Source organism: Acinetobacter legionensis, from assembly GCF_057165765.1.
The window spans coordinates 4,286,790-4,313,530 of sequence record NZ_CM169896.1; the positions used below are offsets into that span (position 1 = coordinate 4,286,790).

At 40.6% G+C, this 26,741-nt stretch carries 14 protein-coding genes; 5 read left to right on the plus strand and 9 right to left on the minus strand.

Annotation, left to right across the window (positions count from 1 at the left end):
• The first annotated feature begins 43 nt into the window (after positions 1–43).
• From ileS to AC2G3J_RS19710, 3 genes are read left to right on the plus strand one after another with little or no spacing between them, the layout of a single operon-like run.
• Positions 44–2,884 (plus strand): isoleucine--tRNA ligase, encoded by a 2,841-nt coding sequence (gene ileS, locus AC2G3J_RS19700; protein WP_004718871.1) that lies wholly within the window; start codon positions 44–46, stop codon positions 2,882–2,884.
• On the plus strand, positions 2,877–3,416 hold the full coding sequence (gene lspA / locus AC2G3J_RS19705) for a signal peptidase II (protein ID WP_419360552.1): 540 nt from the start codon (positions 2,877–2,879) through the stop codon (positions 3,414–3,416). The genes ileS and lspA overlap by 8 nt, the downstream gene beginning before the upstream one ends.
• Positions 3,409–3,894, plus strand: a complete 486-nt coding sequence (locus AC2G3J_RS19710; RefSeq protein WP_004818226.1) for an FKBP-type peptidyl-prolyl cis-trans isomerase — start codon at positions 3,409–3,411, stop codon at positions 3,892–3,894. The genes lspA and AC2G3J_RS19710 overlap by 8 nt, the downstream gene beginning before the upstream one ends.
• A gap of 72 nt (positions 3,895–3,966) precedes the next feature.
• Here the strand turns inward: AC2G3J_RS19710 and AC2G3J_RS19715 are convergent, their stop codons facing one another.
• Positions 3,967–4,656: an aspartate/glutamate racemase family protein gene (locus AC2G3J_RS19715; protein ID WP_483770474.1), complete on the minus strand. Its 690-nt coding sequence runs from the start codon at positions 4,654–4,656 to the stop codon at positions 3,967–3,969.
• Between the two features lie 321 nt (positions 4,657–4,977).
• Here AC2G3J_RS19715 and AC2G3J_RS19720 point away from each other — a divergent pair, with 321 nt between their 5' ends.
• Positions 4,978–5,883: a LysR family transcriptional regulator gene (locus AC2G3J_RS19720; RefSeq protein WP_419326902.1), complete on the plus strand. Its 906-nt coding sequence runs from the start codon at positions 4,978–4,980 to the stop codon at positions 5,881–5,883.
• 460 nt (positions 5,884–6,343) lie between these two features.
• On the opposite strand, the gene AC2G3J_RS19725 is transcribed toward AC2G3J_RS19720, so the two are convergent.
• Positions 6,344–7,087 carry a sulfite exporter TauE/SafE family protein gene (locus AC2G3J_RS19725; protein WP_336952571.1) on the minus strand — a complete coding sequence of 248 codons (744 nt, stop codon included), beginning with the start codon at positions 7,085–7,087 and terminating at the stop codon, positions 6,344–6,346.
• 208 nt (positions 7,088–7,295) lie between these two features.
• Here AC2G3J_RS19725 and AC2G3J_RS19730 point away from each other — a divergent pair, with 208 nt between their 5' ends.
• Positions 7,296–8,693, plus strand: a complete 1,398-nt coding sequence (locus AC2G3J_RS19730) for a glutamine synthetase family protein (protein ID WP_483770475.1) — start codon at positions 7,296–7,298, stop codon at positions 8,691–8,693.
• A 588-nt stretch (positions 8,694–9,281) separates the two neighbouring features.
• On the opposite strand, the gene AC2G3J_RS19735 is transcribed toward AC2G3J_RS19730, so the two are convergent.
• The 7 genes from AC2G3J_RS19735 to AC2G3J_RS19765 all read right to left on the minus strand — a co-directional run bounded on the left by AC2G3J_RS19735 (position 9,282) and on the right by AC2G3J_RS19765 (position 26,374).
• Positions 9,282–9,659 carry a surface-adhesin E family protein gene (locus AC2G3J_RS19735; RefSeq protein ID WP_336952573.1) on the minus strand — a complete coding sequence of 126 codons (378 nt, stop codon included), beginning with the start codon at positions 9,657–9,659 and terminating at the stop codon, positions 9,282–9,284.
• 52 nt (positions 9,660–9,711) lie between these two features.
• Entirely contained in the window at positions 9,712–10,002 is a 291-nt protein-coding gene (locus tag AC2G3J_RS19740; protein WP_016539541.1) for a chorismate mutase, read from the minus strand.
• The gene (locus tag AC2G3J_RS19745; protein WP_419326900.1) at positions 9,995–11,335 is read right to left on the minus strand and encodes a hypothetical protein; all 1,341 of its coding nucleotides are present in this window, start codon (positions 11,333–11,335) and stop codon (positions 9,995–9,997) included. Before AC2G3J_RS19745 ends, AC2G3J_RS19740 begins: the two co-directional genes overlap by 8 nt.
• Before the next feature lie 247 nt (positions 11,336–11,582).
• On the minus strand, positions 11,583–13,412 hold the full coding sequence (ilvD, locus tag AC2G3J_RS19750) for a dihydroxy-acid dehydratase (protein ID WP_419326899.1): 1,830 nt from the start codon (positions 13,410–13,412) through the stop codon (positions 11,583–11,585).
• 358 nt (positions 13,413–13,770) lie between these two features.
• Positions 13,771–14,196 (minus strand): hypothetical protein, encoded by a 426-nt coding sequence (locus tag AC2G3J_RS19755; RefSeq protein ID WP_336952576.1) that lies wholly within the window; start codon positions 14,194–14,196, stop codon positions 13,771–13,773.
• A gap of 331 nt (positions 14,197–14,527) precedes the next feature.
• Positions 14,528–15,322, minus strand: coding sequence for a trimeric autotransporter adhesin/peptidogylcan-associated protein TpgA (gene tpgA, locus AC2G3J_RS19760; RefSeq protein WP_483770476.1), 795 nt, complete (start codon positions 15,320–15,322; stop codon positions 14,528–14,530).
• 63 nt (positions 15,323–15,385) lie between these two features.
• Complete coding sequence (locus AC2G3J_RS19765; RefSeq protein WP_483770477.1) at positions 15,386–26,374, minus strand: ESPR-type extended signal peptide-containing protein; 10,989 nt, start codon at positions 26,372–26,374, stop codon at positions 15,386–15,388.
• Positions 26,375–26,741: the final 367 nt, after the last annotated feature.

The following is a 26,741-nucleotide window of genomic DNA, read 5'->3' on the forward strand; positions in this document are numbered from 1 at the left end:
AACGCGTCAGCAATGGTGCTGATAATATTGGATGACAACTTGCATGAGCGATAAGCAAACTTCTGAAAATGCAGTGGATTATAAAGCCACGCTAAACCTACCAGGTACTGAATTTGCAATGAAAGCAAATCTCGCAGTACGTGAAGCAAAATGGTTAGAAGAGTGGTATGCCGACAACATTTATCAGCAGATTCGTGCTTCGCGTATTGGCAAGAAAAAATATATTCTGCATGACGGTCCTCCATATGCAAATGGTTCATTGCATTTAGGTCATGTCGTCAATAAAGTTTTAAAAGACATTATTGTTAAAAGTCGCACTTTAGATGATTTTGACGCACCTTATGTTCCAGGTTGGGACTGTCATGGTCTACCAATCGAGCTCAAAGTCGAAGAAAAAATCGGTAAAGTTGGCGTAAAAGTTGACGCATCGACTTTCCGTAAAGCCTGCCGTGAATATGCATATACCCAAGTCGAATTACAGAAAAAAGACTTTGTTCGTATGGGCGTGTTTGGAGATTGGGATAATCCATATCTCACCATGAACTTCAAACAAGAAGCAGATATTGTTCGCGCGCTCGGTGAAATTGCCAAAGCAGGCCATATCGAACCTGGTCTAAAACCAGTGAACTGGTGTATGGATTGTGGATCATCACTTGCTGAAGCAGAAGTGGAATATGAAGATAAAAAATCTGATGCAATTGATGTGGGTTTCGGTGTTGTAGATCTTGCTGATTTGTCTGCAAAAGTGGGTGTCAGCGTTAGTAATCCAACAGATATCGTGATTTGGACAACGACACCGTGGACATTACCCGCGAACCAAGCAGTTGCCTTACATGCAGATATTGCCTATCAATTGGTGGAAGTTCAGTCTGAGCGTGGCACACAAAACTTAATCTTAGCCAAAGATTTAGTTGAATCTGCATGTGAACGTTACAAACTTGAACAACCAAAAGTATTGGCTGACTTTGTTGGTGCGACGCTCGAAAACTTACAATTACAACATCCATTGATTGTAGATCGTCAAGTACCTGTAATTTTAGGTGAACATGTCATCGCAACCAGTGGTACAGGTGCTGTGCATACTGCACCTGGACATGGTGTGGACGATTATAAAGTTGGCTTAATCTATAACTTAAAAGTAGAAAACCCTGTAAGTGGTAATGGTGTATATTTACCGACTGCGCCTCTTTTTGCAGGCGAGCACATTTATAAAGCCAATCCAAAAATTATTGAAGCATTAACAGATGCTGGCAAACTCTGGGCGCATCTGCCAATTAAGCACAGTTACCCACATTGCTGGCGTCATAAAACACCAATCATCTTCCGTGCAACCCCACAGTGGTTTATCAGCATGGATGCGAATGGGTTACGCCAAGATGCTTTAAATGCGATTGAAAATGACATCGACTTTGTCCCTGATTGGGGTAAAAACCGTATCAAGTCAATGATTGAAGGCCGCCCAGACTGGTGTATCTCTCGTCAACGGACTTGGGGTGTGCCGATTCCATTCTTTGTACATAAAGACACCAATGAATTGCATCCTCGTACCGCAGAGCTCATTGAAGATGTGGCGAAGCTCATCGAAAAAGAAGGCATTGATGGTTGGTATAACCGTGAAGCCAAAGCATTTATCGGTGATGATGCTGAACAGTACAATGCTGTTCGTGACACGCTCGATGTATGGTTTGACTCAGGTACAACGCACTATGCAGTATTGCGTGAACGTGCAGAACTGCAAGATCCTGCTGATTTATATCTTGAAGGTTCTGACCAACATCGTGGTTGGTTCCAGTCTTCATTGCTCACGTCGATTGCGATCCATAAACGCGCACCTTATAAAGCCCTGCTTACGCATGGTTTTACCGTGGATGAAAAAGGTCGTAAATTATCGAAATCATTGGGTAACTTTATCCCACTTGAAGACATCATTAAGCAGTTAGGTGCTGATGGTTTACGTTTATATGTTGCATCAAGCGATTATCGTTATGAAATTGCCGCAAGTAACGAAATTTTTAGCCGTGTAAGTGACAGCTATCGTCGTATTCGTAATACTTTACGTTTCTTATTGGCAAACTTGAATGGCTTTAAACCATCAACAGATGCGTTACCTGTAGATCAATTGATTGCATTGGATCAATACATCTTACAACGTGCAGCAGACGTACAGAAAACCATTCAACAAGCTTATGAAGATATGAACTTCCATGTCGTCACCAATGCTTTGACCAGTTTCTGTATCAATGATTTGGGTGGTTTCTACTTAGACATCATCAAAGACCGCCAATACACGACTAAAGCAGACTCCACAGCACGTCATTCTGCTCAAACTGCGTTGTATCATTTGGTTCAAGCCTTTGTTCGTTGGATGAGCCCTATCTTGAGCTTTACAGCACAAGAAGCGTGGCCATTGATTCCAGAACAAACTGAAAAATATGTATTTACAGCGCATTGGTATGATATTCCAGTGGCATCAAGCACCAACTTGATCTCTGAAGCGGATTGGCAAACCTTAATTGAAGTCAAATCTGCGGTTAATAAACAGATTGAGACAGCGCGTAATGCTAAATTGGTTGGTAGTAACCTGTCTGCTAAAGTTGAACTTTGGGCAAATACAGACCTACAAAACGTCTTGAAGCAATTGGGCGATGAGCTTCGTTTTGTCTTGATCACCTCTCAAGCGATTGTTTATGACTATGCTGAGCAAGGTGAAGCAACAGAACTTGAAGGCCTACGTGTTAAAGTTTCTGCTGCTGAAGGCGAAAAATGTGCACGTTGCTGGCATGTTCTTCCAGATGTGAATACACATCATGCACATCCAGGGCTTTGTTCTCGTTGTATTATTAACCTTCCTACAGGTCAAGGCGAAGAGAGAAAATATGCCTAATCCGCAAAATAAAAAGGGCTTATTACAGTTTTATCCACATAATTTGATGTGGCTTGGACTTTCTGTCCTTGCCATTATCATTGACCAATGGACAAAAAACATTGCAAGTGCAGAGCTGACTTATGCTCAGCCTATACCTGTATTGCCCTTCTTAAATTGGACATTACTGCATAATTACGGCGCAGCATTTAGCTTCTTGTCTGATGCGGGCGGTTGGCAGCATTATTTATTCACAGGTCTTGCAGGCGTTGTATCGATCATCTTTATTTTTTGGCTTATGCGTATGCCAAAAACCACGCTGATCTTACCTGCTGCAATCGCATTGATTCTTGGCGGTGCATTGGGGAATTTAATTGATCGGGTGACATTAGGTTATGTGGTCGATTTTATTCATTTGCATTACCAAGGCAGTAGTTTCCCTGCATTCAACATTGCCGATAGTGCGATCACTCTCGGTACGATTTTATTGTTAATTGATACCTTCTTTTTAGAAAAGCATCGTATTCAACGTGCGGAAGCGCAAAATGACTGAACAAATGATTAACCCCAATGACGAAACGCGTGTTGCGGATGGCTCAAAAGTAGAACTGCATTTTTCTGTTGCCATCGAAAGTGGTGTTGAAATTGATAACACACGTAGCCGTGAAGAGCCTGTAAGCTTAGTGATCGGGGATGGCAGTTTATTGCCAGGTTTTGAAAAAGCCTTATTTGGTCTTCGTGCAGGTGACCGTCGTACTGTTAGCCTTCCACCAGAAGATGCTTTCGGTCCGTGGAATTCTGAAAATGTGCAAAAATTCGATACAGTAAAATTCGAACAACGTCCTGTTGAAGGCCACATGATTGAGTTTGAAGACAAAGCCAAACAAAGTCTATTTGGCGTGGTTAAAACTGTCGGTGAAGATATCACTGAAGTGGATTTCAACCATCCACTCGCAGGTAAAAATATCACGTTTGAAGTAGAAATCTTCAAAGTTACCCCTGCGGGTCAACAAGGTGTGAAAATTATGTAAGCCTTTGCTTATATAGTATTTAAAGCTCCTTCGGGAGCTTTTTTATTGATACAAATACCCACTTCAAAAAGGTCAAGACAAAGCAAAATCCACAGCAGCTTGCACATGGATCGACGTTGTATCAAACAACGGAACAGAAAACTGAGTATCTCCAATGAGCATACAAATTTCTGTACATCCTAGAATAATACCTTCAGCACCCTCTAATATTAGCTGCTCAACAATATGGATGTATTTCTGACGAGATTCTTCCTTGATCACACCTAAACACAATTCATCATAAATAATATTGTGAACCATCTGTCGATGGTCTTGGTTAGGCGTTAGTACATTGATGCCTTGTTCTTCTAGCCGATGCTTATAGAAGTCTTGTTCCATGGTAAATTGAGTACCTAACAAACCGACTTTGCCAATGTTCTGATTTAAAACTTGTTTTGCTGTTGCATCAGCGATATGAATAAATGGAACTGAGATCGAACTTTCAATAGTAGAAGCAACTTTATGCATGGTATTGGTACACAGTAAGATCCCTTCTGCCCCTGCTTTCTCCAACTGAATTGCCTTCTCTGTTAAATACAGTGCTGCATCGTCCCATAAGCCTTGACGCTGTAATATTTCTATCTCAGCGAAATCAACACTGATTAAAACAATTTTTGCAGAGTGTAATTTTCCTAATTTTTGTTGAACGCTTTTATTCAGCTTTTGATAGTACAAGTCTGTAGATTCCCAACTCATTCCACCTAATAAACCAATCGTTTTCACTTTTTTTGCTCGCTTAGAATTTTCATCTTTTCTAGAATATTTTCATATTTCATAAATAGTTTGCGTTTTAGACTCAAATTGAGCAAGTTAGGCATATGATCAATATCGATTAAGTTACTTTTGTTTCAAGCCTATATATTTTCCAATACAAGCACTTTAAATATCCAGTGACTATCGTACGATATTATCGTGATCAAGCCTTCATTCATTATTTCAATTTAAATCTCGTCCTACTCATCTCTGAAACAATCTACACGATATCGCATATTTGTATGATTATTCAGCTATACTTTGATCTCATTTCAGCTCTTAATGATTCGCATGCGCCTAGACTTCTTCGATTTGCAACTATTTATCAATATCGTGGACACAGGGAGCCTCACCAAAGGCGCAGAACGCTCGTCGATTTCACTACAGGCAGCCAGTGAACGTATTAAAAAACTCGAACAACAATATGCCGCAAGTCTTTTTACCCGCCATGCCTCTGGGGTCAAACTCACAATTGCAGGTCAAACTTTTGCAGAACAGGCTTTACGTCTAATACAACAAAGTAAACAGCTTGAACAAGCGATGTCACCCTTCGCAAAAGGTCTAAGTACACAGATGACTTTGTGGTGTAATTCATCTGCACAAAGTGAATATCTGCCCTTATTACTTCCTCAGTATTTGGTTGAAAACCCACATATTCAGATTGATCTACAAGAAGCTGAAAGTAATGAAATTATTCAGACCATTGAAAAAGGCGATGCAAAACTCGGCTTAATTTCGAGTTTTTTTAATGCACATCAATTACAGACTTTAGCCTTTTCAGATGATCCGTTAGTGCTGATTTGTCCATCAAATCATGAATTAAGCGAGCGATCAGAACTCAGACTGGTCGATACACTGAACTATGCTTTTGTGGGTTTAATGCAATATCACTCTTTACAGCAATCGATTGAAAACCAAGCCAAATTGTTCAATTGTGCAATTCAGTATCGCTTAAGATTGCCAAATTTTGCTGCGATCGCTCAAGTGGTTGCAAGTGGTGTCGGCATTGCCATTATGCCCAAACGGGCAGCAATGCGACTCAATCAACTCTATGCATTTGATCAAATTGAGCTGGTCGGTGAATGGGCAAAACGCCAACTACAATTGGCTGCTCAAAACTTTGATGAGCTTCCAACAGCATATCAACACTTTGCCCAATTTTTAATTTCACAAAAATCGAAACTGATTTTAGTTTAAATAATCTGAATTCGATATAAAATTCTTGATGAAATATGATACTCGGAAACGTCATCCGTAACTGTCTGAGGCAGGATCTCATACAGAAAGTATTGTTTCTGCGATTCATTGAATACATTGCTGGTGGTTGACGAATTTTGCGGTGAGCAGCGATGTGGCTAAGCAAGATGGTACCCTTGTGGAGCTTAGCTCCACATGTCGAAAAAAAATTAGGGCGAGCCGCAGGCTGATCCTGAAATTGAATGACAGTTCAGTAAGACTTCATCAAGATCATTGTTTTTCAATATATTAAAGATATCTTTAAGTCAAACTCACGTTAAAGACTTAAGCACCACGCTGATATTCATTTTTAAAATTAACGGAATCATTATCATCTACTTTAATTTTTTCAGTGTACCCAATATGGTCATAGCTTCACCTTTGCAGACAGAGCCATTAAACGACCATTTAAGTCCACGAATTAGATCACGCCAAATTGATGCAATACTGAATATAAGCCAAAAATCACCAAGCCACAGAAGAAAACTTTACGAAATTTTTGCTCTGGAATACGGTAACGGATTTTTGTTCCCACCCACATTCCCATTAATGCGGGTACCAAGGCAATAAGAGATAACTGATAATCAATTGGCGTATCTTCAACAGGATTCTGATGTAAGAAAACAGCAAGGCACAGGGTTGAAACGGTAAAAGCTAGACCTAAAGACTGAACCAAATCATCACGCTTTAACTGCAAAGATTGTAAATAAGGGACCACAGGAATCACCACCACTCCCGTGGCAACAGTTAAAGCACCGCCTAAATATCCAATGATTGGGGAAAGCCATTTTTCATGTGGTGCAAGATTTGGCATACGTTTGGAAAATAAACCATAGAGTCCATACAATGCTAGCATTCCCCCCAGTAATGCTTCACTATGAAAACCGCTACTAGAGTGGCCTAAAGTTGGGAAAATACTCCAAATTGAACCGATAATAATCCCCAATAATAAGGGATAAAAACGGCGAACCAACCGCCATACATGGCCTTCAGCAAACAATTGCCAAAAATTGGTCACCATAGATGGAATGATCAATAAAGTTGCGGCTTGAAATGGACTAATTACAAGGCTTAAAAGCCCCATTGAAACGGCAGGTAAGCCGAGACCAATTGTGCCTTTAATCATGCCTGCAATTGCAAATACACCAATTACAAATCCCATCATGTCGTTTTACCTCAATATTCTGAGGCAATGCTACGCCAAAGCTTTGCTTTGAAATATCACTGTTTTTAGGATATAGCCTCAAGCAATGATTGAGGCTTGATGTTGAGTATTTTGGCTAAGCGTCTAAGAAAAGAATTTACGATCATTTTACGTTACTCGAGTAAGCAAGCTTTCTATAATTTTTTTACCCTATTTGGATCTATTCACAATGAATATGTCACTTGCCAATTCTACAAAAATATTCCCCACAGCACTGATCTTAGAAAATCAGGGCATGTATGATTTTGACAAAGAAATCCAACAATATTTAGAACATTATCCAGAGACCCAGTTTATTGATATCTGCTTGCATGACCTCAATGGTCATCTACGTGGTAAGCGTATTGAAGTAAATGCCCTCCATCAATTGCAGAAAGGCTGTTACTTTCCGTTGTCTATTTATGCGATGAGTTTGGATGGTCAAGTGGTTGAAGAAAGTGGGCTTGGGAAATATATTGGTGAACCCGATCGATTATGTATGCCCGTCTTGGGCAGTCTAAAGCCTTGCGCAGATCAACCCAATCAGCACGCCCAGCTGCTATTAACCATGAAATCCGATGATGGTTCAGATTGTGTGATCGAGCCTCGCAATATATTAAAAAGAATTTTATCGACACTGCATCAAATGCACTATTTTCCAATGATGGCAGGTGAAATCGAATTTTATTTGTCTGAAAATGTCCAAGATGCCCCATTTTCTCCCCAATCGGATCCGCTTTCTACCCAATGTTTCGATGTCGATACCCCGCATAATTTTCAAACTGTCATTCAACAAATTGAATTAGAAGCAAAACGACAAGATATTGATTTAACAGGTGTTGTAGCTGAAAGTGCTTCTGGACAATTTGAATTGAATATTCAGCACAGTGACAACATTTTAAAACTGTGTGATGACATCATGAGTATTAAAAGAATGATTCGTCAAATTGCGATGCAACATGGTTTAAAAGCCAGTTTTATGGCGAAACCAAATATGGCAAAAGCAGGCAGTGGCATGCACTTTCATATGAGCATGCGTAACCAATGGCAAGACAATCTTTTTAAAATAGACCAGTTGAAAAACCCAAACCCGTTCATGCACAAAGTGATCGCGGGTTTACTCGACTTAATGCCCGCATCCATGGCTATTTTAGCACCCAATATTAACGCATTCCGCAGATTCCAGCTTGGCAATCATGTTCCACTCGAAGCCAATTGGGGCTTCAATAATCGTAACGTTGCCATTCGCATCCCCTGTTCAGATCAGGACAATCAACGCTTGGAATATCGTGTTGCGGGTGCAGACGTCAACCCTTATTTGTGTGTTGCAACTATTCTGACGGGTGTACTGCATGGGTTACATGCAGCAATGGATTTACCTCAATCAATCCAACCAGTAAAAGTGATCAACTCACAGCATTTCTTACCTTCTCATCAGCTTGAAGCACTACAATTATTTGAAAAAAATAAGGTTTTTAAGCAATATTTTGGTTCAGATTTTATGCAATTATGGTGTGCATGTAAAAAATTTGAATATCAATCTGTCATCAATAAAATCACAAATACAGAATTGGAATGGGGCATATAAAAGACTAATTCAAAAATGATAATGCCCAAATCAAAATATAGTCAACTTGTCAAAAAACGCATACACAAGAATATAATTTCTCTCAATAAATATCTTTAATTAAATCAACCAAATGGAGAAATAAATTGTTTGATTATAAAAGATTGTTCATTGCCACATTTTGCTTGGAAAGTTTGTGTAGGTGATGCCTAACTTTTTGTAGTGGATACCAAACCTTGTACTACAAACAAAGCCGTGCTTTATTTTTACTCATGTTGGATGAGAGGTACGTCCTGTACCTCCATCCAATGGCGACATCTATGTCGCCCCACGATCGGGTAATCATTTATGATTCAAAAGTACAAAAAACAAATTGCTAACCAATAGTTTCTAAGAGTTGATACAAGAACATAAGCTCATTTATGATCAATGACTTGATGCAAATGATTTATATGAATAATTAGGTGGTTTGGCTATAGTATGATGACCATAAATTAACAATGATCAATAAAAAATCCCTTTTATATAAAAGGGATTTTAAGTAGCTTAGACTGAAGTGCGTTAAAGCTAATTGTACTTTAGATATTGAAATACATAAGAATTTAGAAGTTATTTACACACGGCTTTAAAAAATGCCAGATTAATTTCATCATCATCGATATCACTTGGATCTGAGACTTGCGGATCGCTATTTATCAATTGACCATTTTTTTTATAATCTTCAACCAGTGTAATATTTGTCGTACGATCAGCACATTGGTCTAAATTATGAGAAAGTGTATAGTCACCTTTTTTCATATCAAGTTCTTCACTGTCTGCATCAGCAACAAACTTAGCCCAATAATTTACCGTATTGTCTTTTTTTACAATGCGATCGGTATCTAAATAAAAGCTACCATCGGCATCTTTGACAATAAATTTCCAATTTTCTGCAAGTGCATACTGACTCAACATTGTTGTGATGCAGATTAGAATAATTTTTTTCATACTGTTCTCTAAAATAAATATTTTTATGGGCAAAATTGAAATCACATCACCGTTATGGACGAATTTCTTTTAATTCTCTTTGGATAAAATGCTGGATCATTTCCCGATAGAGCATTTCCACCAAATCAGGGTTAGTTCCAACATCTATGGCTTTCTGACGTACTTTATTAATCACTTGTTGTACACGCTCTGGAGACTGTACGTCATCTACATTACGTTTAAATCGGACAGCTTGATCAACATAAAATTGACGGGTTGCAATCAGTTCAATCAGCTCCTGATCCAACTGATCGATTCGATCACGTACTTGTTCTAATGATTCACATTTCTCTTTTTTAATCATCTGTTTTTTCTGCATCCTGTGCTTCTATATTATGTTGAGCGCGTTCAAACTCATTCTCGGCTTTATACTTCTGTTCTAACACATTACTAAAAATACTTTCAATCATCCAAACCCGATATAGGCTATTAAAAACGTAACGCTTTCCTTCAATACGCAATTCTAAAACAGGAAAATCAGGCTGATGTTTCTCTGCACATTGCTGATCATTGGCTGTTAATAAAGCTTCCACGTCAGTATCTGTTAGGTTTTCAATTCCTAAATCATGTTGCATTTGCTGTAAATGCGGCTTGAATGATAAATCACGACCTTTGGTCCAAACCGCTTGTAAAATGTCATACATCACATCTACACGTTGTTCTTCTGGTACGCTGTAATAAATCTTTGCCATATTTAAGGTGCTGTCTGCGGTCGGACGACAGAACGGGGTAAATTTTACTTCTGAACGCTTGGAAAGACGGGTCGCCAAACTCCAATCAAAAAAGTCCCGACCGTGATAACTCAGCGGAAATAAATTCAGTTGAATATTATAATAATTTGCGAGTTCTTCTTTGATATATGCCAATAATAACCAACTGATCGGATCTTCTAAGGCAATATATAAATCAAGTTCAGGATGCATGGCCTGAATTTCAGCAAGCTCTTCCGCATCACTCATCAAATGCTCACGCCATTCAATGTGATTGATGAGAAAAATAGGATTATCAATCAATAATTTTTGTTGTTTTAAACGACGAGTTAACCGTAATAAATCATCTACTGCATGATATTTACGCCCACCAAACTCAAAATAGCTTTCTAAAATTGGGCTTTGACCAAAAATACGTTCTGGAAAATTCTGAGGTTTTTGATGCTGACTCGCCATCACAAATAAAGTGCGTAATTTGCCATACTGCTGCTGCCACAGCATATGAAATACATCTTCGAGTAAATAAAGGAAATTTTGACCAGTCAACGGTGTATTTCTAAGAATTGTTTCCGCTTGTTGTAATGCTTCTTGAGTCGGTTGTTCTGGTTTTTCATCATCATAACTAAAGCGATGTTGATTGGCTAAGATTTTGGCATCTTCTAAACTATAATTGCGCCATTCTTCTATGGTCATGCCATTGGGGGGTTCTGCTGCGGTATTGGAAATAATGACTTTAAGTGGCTTCAAATCATCACTTAAAAGATCTTCCAATTGGGGGAGTTGCTGTACAGCAAGATAGCTATAAACATCATCTAAACGCAGATAAATACTCAGTCCCTGTTCCGTAGATAACACCTCTTGACGAATCGGCTTTTGGTAAAACCAACTCGATCGGATTGGATCAAACCAACGGCGTAACAGTGACATGCGTAGAGCCTCGAAATAAGCACTGAAAAATAAAAGAAAATCTGATTGAAACTCACTCAAGCATACCATTCATTCACAGGTGATGCTGATAAAATTAATTCTAACCAGTCATAACAAAACTTATAACAATTTGAATCTGAATGATCAATATCCCAAAACTCGATAAAATTTAAATTGTTAGATCAATTCAATAAAAAGCACCCAATCAATGAGTGCTTTTATTTTGTTTGGAATCTAATTTTAAAGCTTAGATTTCACGCACCGCACCTTTCGATGCACTAGTGGTGTGCATAGCATACGCTTTTAACGCTTTTGAGACCTTACGTGGACGTTCTTCAGCTGGATGCCAACCTTTTTCGTCTTGAGCTTTACGTCGTGCTGCCAAGGTTACTTCATCAACAGCAAGGTTAATCGTTCGATTTGGAATATCAATTTCGATCAAATCACCATCTTCAACCAATCCAATGACACCACCTTCAGCAGCTTCTGGGGATACGTGGCCAATTGAAAGACCTGAAGAACCGCCAGAGAAACGACCATCCGTAAGTAAAGCACATTCTTTACCTAAACCTTTCGATTTTAGATAGCTGGTCGGGTAAAGCATTTCTTGCATGCCCGGACCACCACGTGGACCTTCATAACGAATCACCACGACATCACCAGCTTTGATTTCATGACCAAGGATTGAATCTACAGCAGCATCTTGGCTTTCAAAGACACGAGCCGTACCATTAAATTTCAGGATCGAATCATCTACACCCGCAGTTTTTACAATACAACCATCCACAGCAATGTTTCCGTACAGTACAGCTAAGCCACCGTCTTTAGAGAATGCATGTTCAGCATTACGGATCACGCCTTTTTCACGGTTACCATCTAAAGTTTGATAATAACGGTTTTGTGAAAATGCTGTTTGAGTTGGAACACCACCTGGCGCTGAGCGGAAGAACTCGTAAACCTCAGGATCCTCTGTACGAATAATGTCCCATTTATCTAAGGCATCTTTCAAGGTATTTTCATGTACGGTATGCACCGTTGTATCCAATAAACCTGCTCGATCTAATTCACCTAGAATCGACATGATACCGCCAGCACGATGTACGTCTTCCATATGTACATCTTGTTTTGCCGGTGCAACTTTACACAACACAGGAACTTTACGAGATAAACGATCAATATCGTCCATGGTAAAATCAACACCTGCTTCATGTGCAGCAGCTAATAAATGCAAGACTGTATTAGTTGAACCACCCATTGCAATATCTAAAATCATTGCATTTTCATAAGATGCTTTGGTCGCAATTGAACGTGGTAAAATGGTGTAATCATCTTGTTCATAATGACGTTTTGCCAACTTAACAATCAATTGACCCGCTCTTTCGAATAATTTTTTTCGATTTGCATGGGTTGCTAAAGTTGAACCATTGCCCGGTAATGATAAACCAAGGGCTTCTGTCAAACAGTTCATTGAGTTGGCTGTAAACATGCCTGAACATGAACCACAAGTTGGACAAGCTGAACGCTCATATTCCTTTACTTCTTCATCGGTAAAGCTATCATCAGCGGCAACCACCATTGCGTCGACTAAATCAATTGCATGTTCTGTACCACGGATTTTAACTTTACCCGCTTCCATTGGCCCACCAGACACAAATACCACTGGAATGTTCAGACGCATTGCTGCCATCAGCATTCCTGGTGTAATTTTGTCACAGTTAGAAATACACACCATAGCATCTGCACAATGCGCATTGACCATGTATTCAACAGAATCCGCAATCAAATCACGTGAAGGCAATGAATACAGCATGCCATCATGCCCCATTGCAATACCATCATCGACCGCAATCGTATTGAATTCTTTTGCCACACCACCCGCTGCTTGAATCTGCTCAGCAACCAGTTGACCTAAGTCTTTTAGATGTACATGACCAGGTACAAATTGAGTAAATGAGTTGACTACCGCAATAATCGGTTTACCAAAATCTTCATCTTTCATTCCTGTTGCACGCCATAAGCCACGTGCACCAGCCATATTTCTTCCATGTGTCGATGTTTTTGAACGATAGTCAGGCATTTGTATTTCCAACATTGTTTGAGCTTGAAATGAATATCAATTCACTCTGGCTAAATAAAACTGATATAACAATAAATCAGTCGAAATATGAACACATCATACTATAACTTAGCATATAACCAATGATCTTGAGCATGATCTTTTTTTAAACAAGACGTGTCTATTGATATTCCAACAAGCTTTATAGATAAATAAAACATTAGAATTTAATATAACGCTATCGTGTTGGATAAGACACAAAACTTCTATGAATAATTTTTTATTTTTTAATAAAAAATATTTATCATTTAATAAAAATCACTAAATTTTATTTTATAAAAGGCCTCAAAAGAAGCCTCTTAATTCACTTTTCAACAGATTATTTCTGTTTAATCAAATATAAACCTGTACATTGTTTGCCTTCACGGTCTGTACACAGCTCAGCTGTTTTAGCAGATACCCATTTTAAACTTAATCTAATATCAGCATTGCTATAATCTACAGGCTCGCCACCACAACCGGCTTTTTTGTTGTCTAACTTAACTTTCAAGGCTAAAACATCCAAAGCCTGAGCATTTTCATTTCTTAATATTGCAAAATCACCTGTCATTCGCTTTTGCTTTGTGGTGTAGGTAAATTGGTCAGGCTGAGTAAATTGATAGCTTTCGGTACATTGGGCCTTCGCATTATACACTGTCCAAGTTCCCCAAAAATCCTTGGCCAAATTCACCTGAGTTTTATCAAAAGCTTGTGTTTGTATAGCAAATCCAAACCCAAGCAACGCCAATACTATCTTCTTCATCATTTTTATACTCAATACATTCAAATTAGGTTTTAGAGCTAAGTTAAGTGAATAGGTTAATTGTTTTTTAAAGCATCTCATCAAAAAAAATTGATTAAACACTTTATTTAAAAAGTGTGTTGTTGATGTTCCTTGATTAGTCAACTTGGTAATTGACCACATCGGGTTGTTTATGATTTATTTCAAAACAAATCACCATTGTATAAACCATAACTGTGAATAATTTAAAACGCCCAATGAAATTCATCGGGCGTTTGCATAAAATAAAAACTCAACCGATTTGAAGAATAAACAACTTCTTTCAAACTGAATTCATTTAATTATGCCTTCAGTTTTACCAAGTGATGTTTACTCGGCGATTAGGGGCTAAACATTCGACCAATTGAATTTTTTTGTTCATCCCATTGCATTTCTGATACACGTCAGTTTTATTTTCTGCTGAAAATTGAATTTGATCAGCAGGAATTCCCTGTTTTTTCAACAAATCTACAACGGTATTGGCTCTCGCAGCTGATAAACGTTGGTTATACGGAAATGAACCTAAACGGTCAGTATAACCTGCAACAAAAATCTTACTGTTCCCATCAGTTTGCTTAATTTGATCGGCAATTTTGCTAATCACTTCAGGATTTTTTACTCCGCTTTTATCTGAATGATCAAAATAGAATAAAACACTGGCTGATTGACCTGTAGAGGATAGAGCCGTTTGTTCTGTCGCGGATTGGTTATTGATGCCCCAAGCCATCAGACCTTGGCATTGTTCACCTTTCCAATATAGATTTTCTGAACGGTAGTGCTTATCAAAGTCTATGCGTAACTGGCAACGTTTATATTGATTTGAACTCGGCTCTCGGACATCCAATACATAGTTCCAAGTTTTAACAGCGAAAAGACCTTCAGAAAATTGCGGATTTCCCAAAACATGGCGAATCTGATCTTTGCTTAAACCTTTATCTAAACGTGCCACGTCATCATATTCATAACGATTCACTTGCTTTAGATAACTATCTTTCACTTCAGGAAAATGAATTTCTTGGGTATTTGATGTTTCAATTTCAGCAGCATGACTCAATGACATCACAAGACCACTGAATACACTGAACATAATTTTTTTGTTAAATGCTTTCATTTTTTCTCTCTTAAAAAGTTGTCAAGAAAAAGGAAGACCGTTCGATCTTCCTTGTCTCGTGATTTAATCAATTACACCACTGATACCGATACGAACACTTGGGTCACCTTGAGATGCTGCCGCAACACCACCTGTAATCGACCAACGTCCATTGTCTGCAGTTTTACGTAAGGTCACACCTACCGCATTCTCACCACCGTGATAAGCTGCTCCAGCTGCATAAGTATATTTACCCGCTATATAAGGTGCTGATTCAAGTGCCATTGCTGCTGCAATACCTGCATTGGCTTTTTTCTCAACATCATCAATCCGGTTATTGGTAATACGGAAAGCGTTATCCAACTTGTTGCTGACATTGTCAATTTTGCTATTCAATGCTTGATCCGCTTGGTTCAATGCATCGATTGCACCACCGACATTGTTATACTTAGAGTCACCTACATTGTAAGTTGGAGCAGTGAAGCTACCTGTAATATTGTCATAACCAGCACCACCGCCAAGATAATTCACAACTGCTTGGTTAGTCGTATTCAATTGGCTGCCGTTGACTGCATCTTTTGATGTTGCATTGACTGCGCCATCTTTAACACCTGTCACAACACGGTTGCCATCTGTACCCGCCACGCTCACACTTGTACCACCAGTATCTTTCGCGACTGTAACAGTTGCATCCTTACCTGCTTGTTGAACTAAACCGACAGTACCATTATTAATATCATTTTTGATGTTGCTGATATCCGTTGAGTTTTGATCAACTTGTTGCTGAACATTCCATAATTGACCACCATTTACAGCATCTTTAGAACCTTGAGTCACTGCACCATCTTTTACATTGCTAATGGTTGTGCCATTTGCACCACCACCGAGTGTGATCTTATCTTTTGATGCATCGTCATATTTAACAGCATTATTGGCAAGCTCATTGACATTGTTATTCACAGTGCCAATTGCGCTATCTAACTGCCCTTTATTGACTGCATCTGTAGCGTTAACAGCATTTGCCACATTGGTAATTGTTTTATTACCTGCGTTAATACCTGCCACCGTTACACTTGGCCCACCTGCAATGGTTAATCCTGTGTTGTTTATCACAACCGCATTACTACCAATTGAGATTCCAGCATTATTGAGAACCGTATCACCTGCTTTCACAGAATCAACTGTTAAATCTTTAGCTGTTGATACTTCATAATTGTCTGAACCATCAGCATTTTTGCTCTTATTCACAACAATATTCTGACCATTAGAAACAGTCGTTTTAGAAGTTGTTGCTGCAGAGCCAATGGCTTTATCCAATGCTGTTAAAGCATCTCCAACATTCGACTGATTACCTTGTGCAACATTATAGGTTGGTCCTGTAATGGTGCCGTCAGCATTGACTTTCGCATTACCGCCCAAACCATTTACAAGTGCATTTTGAGTGGTAACAACTTGGTTACCAACAGCTTTTAACTGCGCTACATTTACAGCATCAGCATCTGCGCTACCCGCTGCAACACCAGTAATTTGACGATAAATACCGCTTACCGCATCACCAACTGCTACTGCACCAGTTGTTGATGTTGTATTGCTAATTGCTGTTTTGTCTGCACTTGTTGCAGCTGACAGCGCATAACCCGCAACACCAGCACCAGTCGTCGCCGCTGAGCCATTGCCTAACACAACTGAACCAGCAACTGTTTTGGTCACATTGTTTCCAAGTACAAACGTATCATCTGTAAGCACTTGGTTATTATTACCTACAGAATAACTGTTTGCACCATCAACAATGGTCGGGTCACCAATCGCACCAGAATGGTTGCCTTTCACTTTATTGCCCGTACCAATACTGATTGATTGTGTACCTAATGCCTCAGCACCCTGACCAATTGCAATGGATTGTTTGCCCTCAGCTTTTGTATTGTGACCTAATGCAACAGCACTATCTGCACCTGTTGCCACAATTGCATTTACACCAATCGCTGTAGAGTTTAAACCACCCGCACTTGAGTCATTAGTTGTTCCTAAATCACCTTTCGACATATCGGCATTGGTATGGAAGAACTTAATACCATCGGTATTCATCTTCTGTACTGTTTGACCAATCGTCAAGCGATCTGTGGTTTCTTGACCTTGCTTATCATAAGTTAAGAACAGTGAATCTTGGTTCTTATTGTCAGGTTTTGTATTTACAACTTGGTCAATAATATTCACTTTGTTGCCATTACCATCTACAACTTCAGTGATGTTTTTCGTGACAGCTTGCTTCAATTGCTCTTCAGTCGCTACTCTACCTTTAGTCGCAAAATCACTCGCTGTAAGATCTTTATTACTTAATCCTTCAATTGTGTCACTTGCCTTATTAACAACAACATTACCTACAGTCACTTTATCGAAGTTTACGTCTTTCGCTGTTTCAACTTGATAGTTACTTGAACCATCTGCATTGGTACCAGCAGTCACAACAACGTTGTCTCCAGCGGTAACTGTGGTCTTCGCTTTGGTTGCTGAATCTTTAATGCTGTTGATTGCCCCATCAATTGTGTTTGAACCCGTGCCACCAATGTTACTTGTCGTAATGATACCAGTCGTTGCATCTCTAGTGGTCAAACCGCCAATTGCATTTTTCAGACTATTACCAACATCATACAATTGACTACCGTTGATCGCATCAGTTGATGTTGCGTTAATAGCGCCTGCTTTAACATTGGTGATTGTTGTTCCACCTGTACCTGCAAGGGTTACGCTATCGTAGTTTGCACTACCATCAGCATTCTTGTCGTACTTCACTGCAAACTTATCAGTTTCACCTTGCGATGCATTGAGACTATTGATCGCTTTGTTAATGCTGGTTTCTGTGTTGCCACTACCATCTTTAACGGTTAATGCTGTGTTATCTACACCTGCAATAGTATTGCCTGAACCATCTTTAACTGAGATGCCATCTTTACCGATCACTGTAGAACCATTTGTACCATCGGTTCCATCGTGCACTGTAATACCAGTTAAGTTGTTGAGGTTTTTATTTAACTCAATCGCAACTTGACCATTTGCAACCTTCGTAGTGATGTTGCTATCTGCACCCACTACTTCAACTGCTTCGCCTAACTTTTTGTTAATCGTATTGCCATCTGCTGCTTTTAAGCCAAAGCCAGTATTGGTAAGACCTGTACTTAAGCTATCCAACTGACCTTTGTTCACTGCATCTGTTGCTGTCGTTGCATCTGCTACGTTTTCAACTTTGTTGCCATTGGCATCTAAACCATTCGCAGTCACTTTGCCTGCAAATACTGGTGCATCTGCCAATTGGATATCTAGCGTATTGCCAGTGATCACTGTCTTGATGTTGCTGTTCGAACCCGCGCCTGTTAAGCCACCAGTAATATTCAGCGTTTCACCCAGTTTACGATCAACTGTACCGCTGTTACCCGTAAACGTTACCGGTTTGATCACTTCAGTATTGAGGTTAGTTAATGCATCACCCACATTGTTCGCTGTGGTGGTCGTACCATCTGTTTTTGTAGTCACATAGCTTGGCGCACTGATCGCACCTGTCGTGTTGTCATAAGTTGACCCACCGCCCAAGTTCGTCGCTGTGCTCGTACCCAAAGTATCTGTCTTTGTGCTTGACGCTGTCGTCGCTGCATCTAACTGACCTTTGTTCACTGCATCTGTTGCTGTCGTTGCATCTGCTACGTTTTCAACTTTATTGCCATTGGCATCTAAACCATTCGCAGTCACTTTGCCTGCAAATACTGGTGCATCTGCCAATTGGATATCTAGCGTATTGCCAGTGATCACTGTCTTGATGTTGCTGTTCGAACCCGCGCCTGTTAAGCCACCAGTAATATTCAGCGTTTCACCCAGTTTACGATCAACTGTACCGCTGTTACCCGTAAACGTTACCGGTTTGATCACTTCAGTGTTGAGGTTAGTTAATGCATCACCCACATTGTTCGCTGTGGTGGTCGTACCATCTGTTTTTGTAGTCACATAGCTTGGCGCACTGATCGCACCTGTCGTGTTGTCATAAGTTGACCCACCACCCAAGTTCGCCGCTGTACTCGTACCCAAAGTATCTGTCTTTGTGCTTGATGCTGTCGTCGCTGCATCTAACTGACCTTTGTTCACTGCATCTGTTGCTGTCGTTGCATCTGCTACGTTTTCAACTTTATTGCCATTGGCATCTAAACCATTCGCAGTCACTTTGCCTGCAAATACTGGTGCATCTGCCAATTGGATATCTAGCGTATTGCCAGTGATCACTGTCTTGATGTTGCTGTTCGAACCCGCGCCTGTTAAGCCACCAGTAATATTCAGCGTTTCACCCAGTTTACGATCAACTGTACCGCTGTTACCCGTAAACGTTACCGGTTTGATCACTTCAGTATTGAGGTTAGTTAATGCATCACCCACATTGTTCGCTGTGGTGGTCGTACCATCTGTTTTTGTAGTCACATAGCTTGGCGCACTGATCGCACCTGTCGTGTTGTCATAAGTTGACCCACCGCCCAAGTTCGTCGCTGTGCTCGTACCCAAAGTATCTGTCTTTGTGCTTGATGCTGTCGTCGCTGCATCTAACTGACCTTTGTTCACTGCATCTGTTGCTGTCGTTGCATCTGCTACGTTTTCAACTTTATTGCCATTGGCATCTAAACCATTCGCAGTCACTTTGCCTGCAAATACTGGTGCATCTGCCAATTGGATATCTAGCGTATTGCCAGTGATCACTGTCTTGATGTTGCTGTTCGAACCCGCGCCTGTTAAGCCACCAGTAATGTTCAGCGTTTCACCCAGTTTACGATCAACTGTACCGCTGTTACCCGTAAACGTTACCGGTTTGATCACTTCAGTATTGAGGTTAGTTAATGCATCACCCACATTGTTCGCTGTGGTGGTCGTACCATCTGTTTTTGTAGTCACATAGCTTGGCGCACTGATCGCACCTGTCGTGTTGTCATAAGTTGACCCACCACCCAAGTTCGTCGCTGTACTCGTACCCAAAGTATCTGTCTTTGTGCTTGATGCTGTCGTCGCTGCATCTAACTGACCTTTGTTCACTGCATCTGTTGCTGTCGTTGCATCTGCTACGTTTTCAACTTTATTGCCATTGGCATCTAAACCATTCGCAGTCACTTTGCCTGCAAATACTGGTGCATCTGCCAATTGGATATCTAGCGTATTGCCAGTGATCACTGTCTTGATGTTGCTGTTCGAACCCGCGCCTGTTAAGCCACCAGTAATATTCAGCGTTTCACCCAGTTTACGATCAACTGTACCGCTGTTACCCGTAAACGTTACCGGTTTGATCACTTCAGTATTGAGGTTAGTTAATGCATCACCCACATTGTTCGCTGTGGTGGTCGTACCATCTGTTTTTGTAGTCACATAGCTTGGCGCACTGATCGCACCTGTCGTGTTGTCATAAGTTGACCCACCGCCCAAGTTCGTCGCTGTGCTCGTACCCAAAGTATCTGTCTTTGTGCTTGATGCTGTCGTCGCTGCATCTAACTGACCTTTGTTCACTGCATCTGTTGCTGTCGTTGCATCTGCTACGTTTTCAACTTTATTGCCATTGGCATCTAAACCATTCGCAGTCACTTTGCCTGCAAATACTGGTGCATCTGCCAATTGGATATCTAGCGTATTGCCAGTGATCACTGTCTTGATGTTGCTGTTCGAACCCGCGCCTGTTAAGCCACCAGTAATGTTCAGCGTTTCACCCAGTTTACGATCAACTGTACCGCTGTTACCCGTAAACGTTACCGGTTTGATCACTTCAGTGTTGAGGTTAGTTAATGCATCACCCACATTGTTCGCTGTGGTGGTCGTACCATCTGTTTTTGTAGTCACATAGCTTGGCGCACTGATCGCACCTGTCGTGTTGTCATAAGTTGACCCACCGCCCAAGTTCGTCGCTGTGCTCGTACCCAAAGTATCTGTCTTTGTGCTTGATGCTGTCGTCGCTGCATCTAACTGACCTTTGTTCACTGCATCTGTTGCTGTCGTTGCATCTGCTACGTTTTCAACTTTATTGCCATTGGCATCTAAACCATTCGCAGTCACTTTGCCTGCAAATACTGGTGCATCTGCCAATTGGATATCTAGCGTATTGCCAGTGATCACTGTCTTGATGTTGCTGTTCGAACCCGCGCCTGTTAAGCCACCAGTAATATTCAGCGTTTCACCCAGTTTACGATCAACTGTACCGCTGTTACCCGTAAACGTTACCGGTTTGATCACTTCAGTATTGAGGTTAGTTAATGCATCACCCACATTGTTCGCTGTGGTGGTCGTACCATCTGTTTTTGTAGTCACATAGCTTGGCGCACTGATCGCACCTGTCGTGTTGTCATAAGTTGACCCACCACCCAAGTTCGTCGCTGTGCTCGTACCCAAAGTATCTGTCTTTGTGCTTGACGCTGTCGTCGCTGCATCTAACTGACCTTTGTTCACTGCATCTGTTGCTGTCGTTGCATCTGCTACGTTTTCAACTTTATTGCCATTGGCATCTAAACCATTCGCAGTCACTTTGCCTGCAAATACTGGTGCATCTGCCAATTGGATATCTAGCGTATTGCCAGTGATCACTGTCTTGATGTTGCTGTTCGAACCCGCGCCTGTTAAGCCACCAGTAATGTTCAGCGTTTCACCCAGTTTACGATCAACTGTACCGCTGTTACCCGTAAACGTTACCGGTTTGATCACTTCAGTATTGAGGTTAGTTAATGCATCACCCACATTGTTCGCTGTGGTGGTCGTACCATCTGTTTTTGTAGTCACATAGCTTGGCGCACTGATCGCACCTGTCGTGTTGTCATAAGTTGACCCACCACCCAAGTTCGTCGCTGTGCTCGTACCCAAAGTATCTGTCTTTGTGCTTGATGCTGTCGTCGCTGCATCTAACTGACCTTTGTTCACTGCATCTGTTGCTGTCGTTGCATCTGCTACGTTTTCAACTTTATTGCCATTGGCATCTAAACCATTCGCAGTCACTTTGCCTGCAAATACTGGTGCATCTGCCAATTGGATATCTAGCGTATTGCCAGTGATCACTGTCTTGATGTTGCTGTTCGAACCCGCGCCTGTTAAGCCACCAGTAATGTTCAGCGTTTCACCCAGTTTACGATCAACTGTACCGCTGTTACCCGTAAACGTTACCGGTTTGATCACTTCAGTGTTGAGGTTAGTTAATGCATCACCCACATTGTTCGCTGTGGTGGTCGTACCATCTGTTTTTGTAGTCACATAGCTTGGCGCACTGATCGCACCTGTCGTGTTGTCATAAGTTGACCCTCCACCCAAGTTCGTCGCTGTGCTCGTACCCAAAGTATCTGTCTTTGTGCTTGACGCTGTCGTCGCTGCATCTAACTGACCTTTGTTCACTGCTTGATCATCGGTAGTTGCATCAGCAACATTACTGATATTCGTGTTAGCTGCATTAATACCAGTGCTTGTAACGCTTGGACCACCTGTAATCGTCAATCCACTATTATCTAACTTTGTATTGCCTGTCGTGACACTACCAGCTGCACCTAAGTCTAGGTTTGGATTTAACTTAACCTGTACGCCATCTGTAGTCGCAACTGTACTAATATTGGTGTCGCCAGTGATAGAAACCGTATCACCTAATTTCTTCGTAGCGCTGGTCGCTGCAGTATCACCTTTAAAGGTTAAACCGGTATTATCAACCGCTGTCTTCGCATCTACACCTTTCTGAATATCTGTTTTGGTGCTTGCTGCAAGGTCAACTTTATAGTCAGTAACATTGTTCGCATCTTTAGTTCCAGCAGTTACCGTTACAGCTGATGAACCTGCTGATGCGGTGGTACCATTGGCATTAACAGTATAAACATCTTGACCATTTGCACCAGTAGTTTTTGCTACTCCCGCTATATTGGTTCCACCTGCAACTTCAGTTTTTGATGCCGCAGCTTTAGAATCAACATAGGTTTTATTGGTCGCATCTGTACCAGCTGTTGGTGCATTGTTGACTGTTACTTTATCTGCTGTGACTTGAGCTGCAGTAATTCCTGCATTGTTAATAACAGTTGCACCTGTAGTAACACTGCCTGTTGTACCTAAGTCCAATGCATTCGATAACGCAACTTCAACTTTACCTGCATTTACTTTAGTCGTGATATTGCTGTTTGAACCTACAACTTCAACCGCTTCACCTAACTTCTTGTTAACAGTAGTGCCGTCCTGCGCTTTTAAACCAAAGCCCAAGTTCGTCAATGTTGAACCAGCATCATCTACATACTTTTTATTGGCTGCATCTGTATTATTTGTTGGCGCAGCAACATTTGTAATCGCTAACCCACCTGCATTAATACCTGTTGTTTTATTGATAACAACGCCGCCAACCGTAACTTGGTCAGCTGTTACACCTGTATTATTAATAGTGGTATTACCCGTTTTAACGCTACCTGTTGTACCTAAGTCTAAGTTTGGATTTAACTTAACTTGTACGCCATTCGCTGTCGCGACTGTACTAATATTAGTGTCACCAGTGATGGAAACCGTATCACCTAATTTCTTTGTAGCACTTGTCGCTGCGGTATCACCTTTAAAGGTTAAGCCAGTATTATCAACGGCCGTTTTAGCATCTACACCTTTTTGAATATCGGTTTTGGTGCTTGCTGCAAGATCTACTTTATAGTCAGTAACATTATTTGCATCTTTAGTTCCCGCAGTTACTGTGACTGCCGATGAGCCTGCTGATGCGGTTGTACCATTAGCATTAACGGTATAAACATCTTGGCCATTTGCACCTGTAGTTTTTGCGACACCTGCTATATTGGTTCCACCAGCAACTTCAGTTTTTGATGCCGCAGCTTTAGAGTCAACATAGGTTTTATTGGTCGCATCTGTGCCAACTGTTGGTGCAGCAACATTGGTAATCGCTAACCCACCAGCATTAATACCTGTTGTTTTATTGATAACAACGCCACCAACCGTAACTTGGTCAGCTGTTACACCTGCATTGTTAATAGTGGTATTACCCGTTTTAACGCTACCAGCTGCGCCTAAATCTAAGTTTGGATTTAACTTAACTTGTACGCCATTCGCTGTCGCTACTGTACTAATATTAGTGTCACCAGTGATGGAAACCGTATCACCTAATTTCTTTGTAGTACTTGTCGCTGCGGTATCACCTTTAAAGGTTAAGCCAGTATTATCAACGGCCGTTTTAGCATCTACACCTTTTTGAATATCGGTTTTGGTGCTTGCTGCAAGGTCAACTTTATAGTCAGTAACATTATTTGCATCTTTAGTTCCCGCAGTTACTGTGACTGCCGATGAGCCTGCTGATGCGGTTGTACCATTAGCATTAACGGTATAAACATCTTGGCCATTTGCACCTGTAGTTTTTGCGACACCTGCTATATTGGTTCCACCAGCAACTTCAGTTTTTGATGCCGCAGCTTTAGAGTCAACATAGGTTTTATTGGTCGCATCTGTGCCAACTGTTGGTGCATTGTTAACTGTAACACTTGTAAACGTAGGTGTTGCACTTGTAGCAACTGAATAAGTTATTGAACCATCCGCTGCTGTTGTAGGAGTAACGACTATATTGCTACCACTTATCACTGTTCTTTTTGATGCTTTAATCGCATCATCAATAGTCGTTTTACCCGTTCCACCAATATTAGTAGGTGCTGTGTAAGTATTCGTTACAGGATCATAAGCAGCATTTCCACCTAGAACATTTTTCAGATTTGTATGTGTATCATCATATGCTTTATCTAATTGTGCGACTGTAACTGCATCAGATGCAGCAGAACCATCAGCCACATTCTGAATACGACGGTTGCCTGTTACAGTTCCATTACCAACAGATACCGCTCCAACAGTAGGAGCAGCTTGTGATGTTAAAAATCCTGTTCCAGTAATAGCTGTCGTTGTAGAGCCATTACCCAAAGCAACACTATTATCAATACTAGCTATAGCAGAAGTACCGAGTGCAGTCGAGTTAGCTCCTGTGGCTTGAGCACCATTCCCCAATGCTGTACTATTTGTGTTATTTGCAGTTGCAGCATTACCAAGTGCGGTCGAATTAGCTCCTGTGGCTTGAGCACCTGGACCCACACCTACAGCAAAAGAACCTGCTTGGGTATTTCTTCCCATAGCCACACCACCAACTGCAACACCACTATTTGCAGTTACTGTTGCTCCTCCACCGATCGCAATTGCATAATTATTACCACCCGCATTAGAATTATCACCAATTGCGATTTGTGCGAATGTAGTTGTTTTTGCACCATTACCTAAAGCAATCTGCCCTCCAGTTCCTGCTGGATTGCTACTAGCAATATTACTATTACTCGCATTTGTACCAATCGCAATATTATTCAGAGATTCAGTACCAACAGCGCCTGTAAAAGCATTTTTACCAATCGCAATTGTCCCAGTATTAGTTGCCCTAGATTGGCCACCAATCGCAATACTATCCGTACCGGTCGACTGTGCGCCTCTAATCGTATTACCACCAATAGCAACCGAACCACTGCCAGAAGCCGTAACTGCATTTGCAATTGGTAAAACATTTCCAGAAGCAGACCCAGTAGCTGTTCCACCTAATGCTACAGCATTTTGTCCTGTTGACTGACTGCCTTCACCAAGTGCAGTACTACCAACACCAGTCGCTCGACTCTCAACCCCTAAAGCCGTACCAAAAGCATTGGCTTGACTATTATGACCCACAGCTGTACCAGCAACACCCGTAACTTCTGAAAATGCTCCATATGCAGTTGCTGCAAGATTATTATTTCCTTTAGCATTACATCCTGAAATCAAAGAAAAGGTACCTGAACCATCCGTTGCCTGTGAATTAGTCGCTCCTGGATTTATATTTCCAACAACTCCAGTAGCTCCAGTGGTACAAGTACTTGAATCTGTGTTAATAACATTTGCAGTTACATTAGAGGAAAAGGTTATCATCAAACTAACTGTTGCTGCACCAATAATCCCAGTTACTTTTGAAGACTTGGTTTTCCCTTTTGCCAATTCAGAAACTGCAACCCACGCAGACAATGTCGCATTCCAAATCACTTTGTAGATCTTATTCATATTACTTTTCCTTTTGGGGATGCATTACAGCAGCTGGTCCCGCCCCGACAATGCATATAAAATGTACAATTTTTTTTATTTAACAATTTACATACATTTAAATCAATAGAAAAAATGAGATATATTTCACTTTTTTTATTTTTTTAAACAACCGGTCTAAACTTTTACAAAAAAACAAAAAAATCTATACATTTATTTATTTTTAACTATACAAATCAATAGTTTATTTTATTACAAAAAAACATTAAGATTTATTAAATACATATTGTTCTTAAATTGACCATGTGACAAAATTTGTCACATTTATCAAAACAATGCGAGACTTAGTTTACATTTGACATATTGTTAAATTCTGATTAACTGCCTA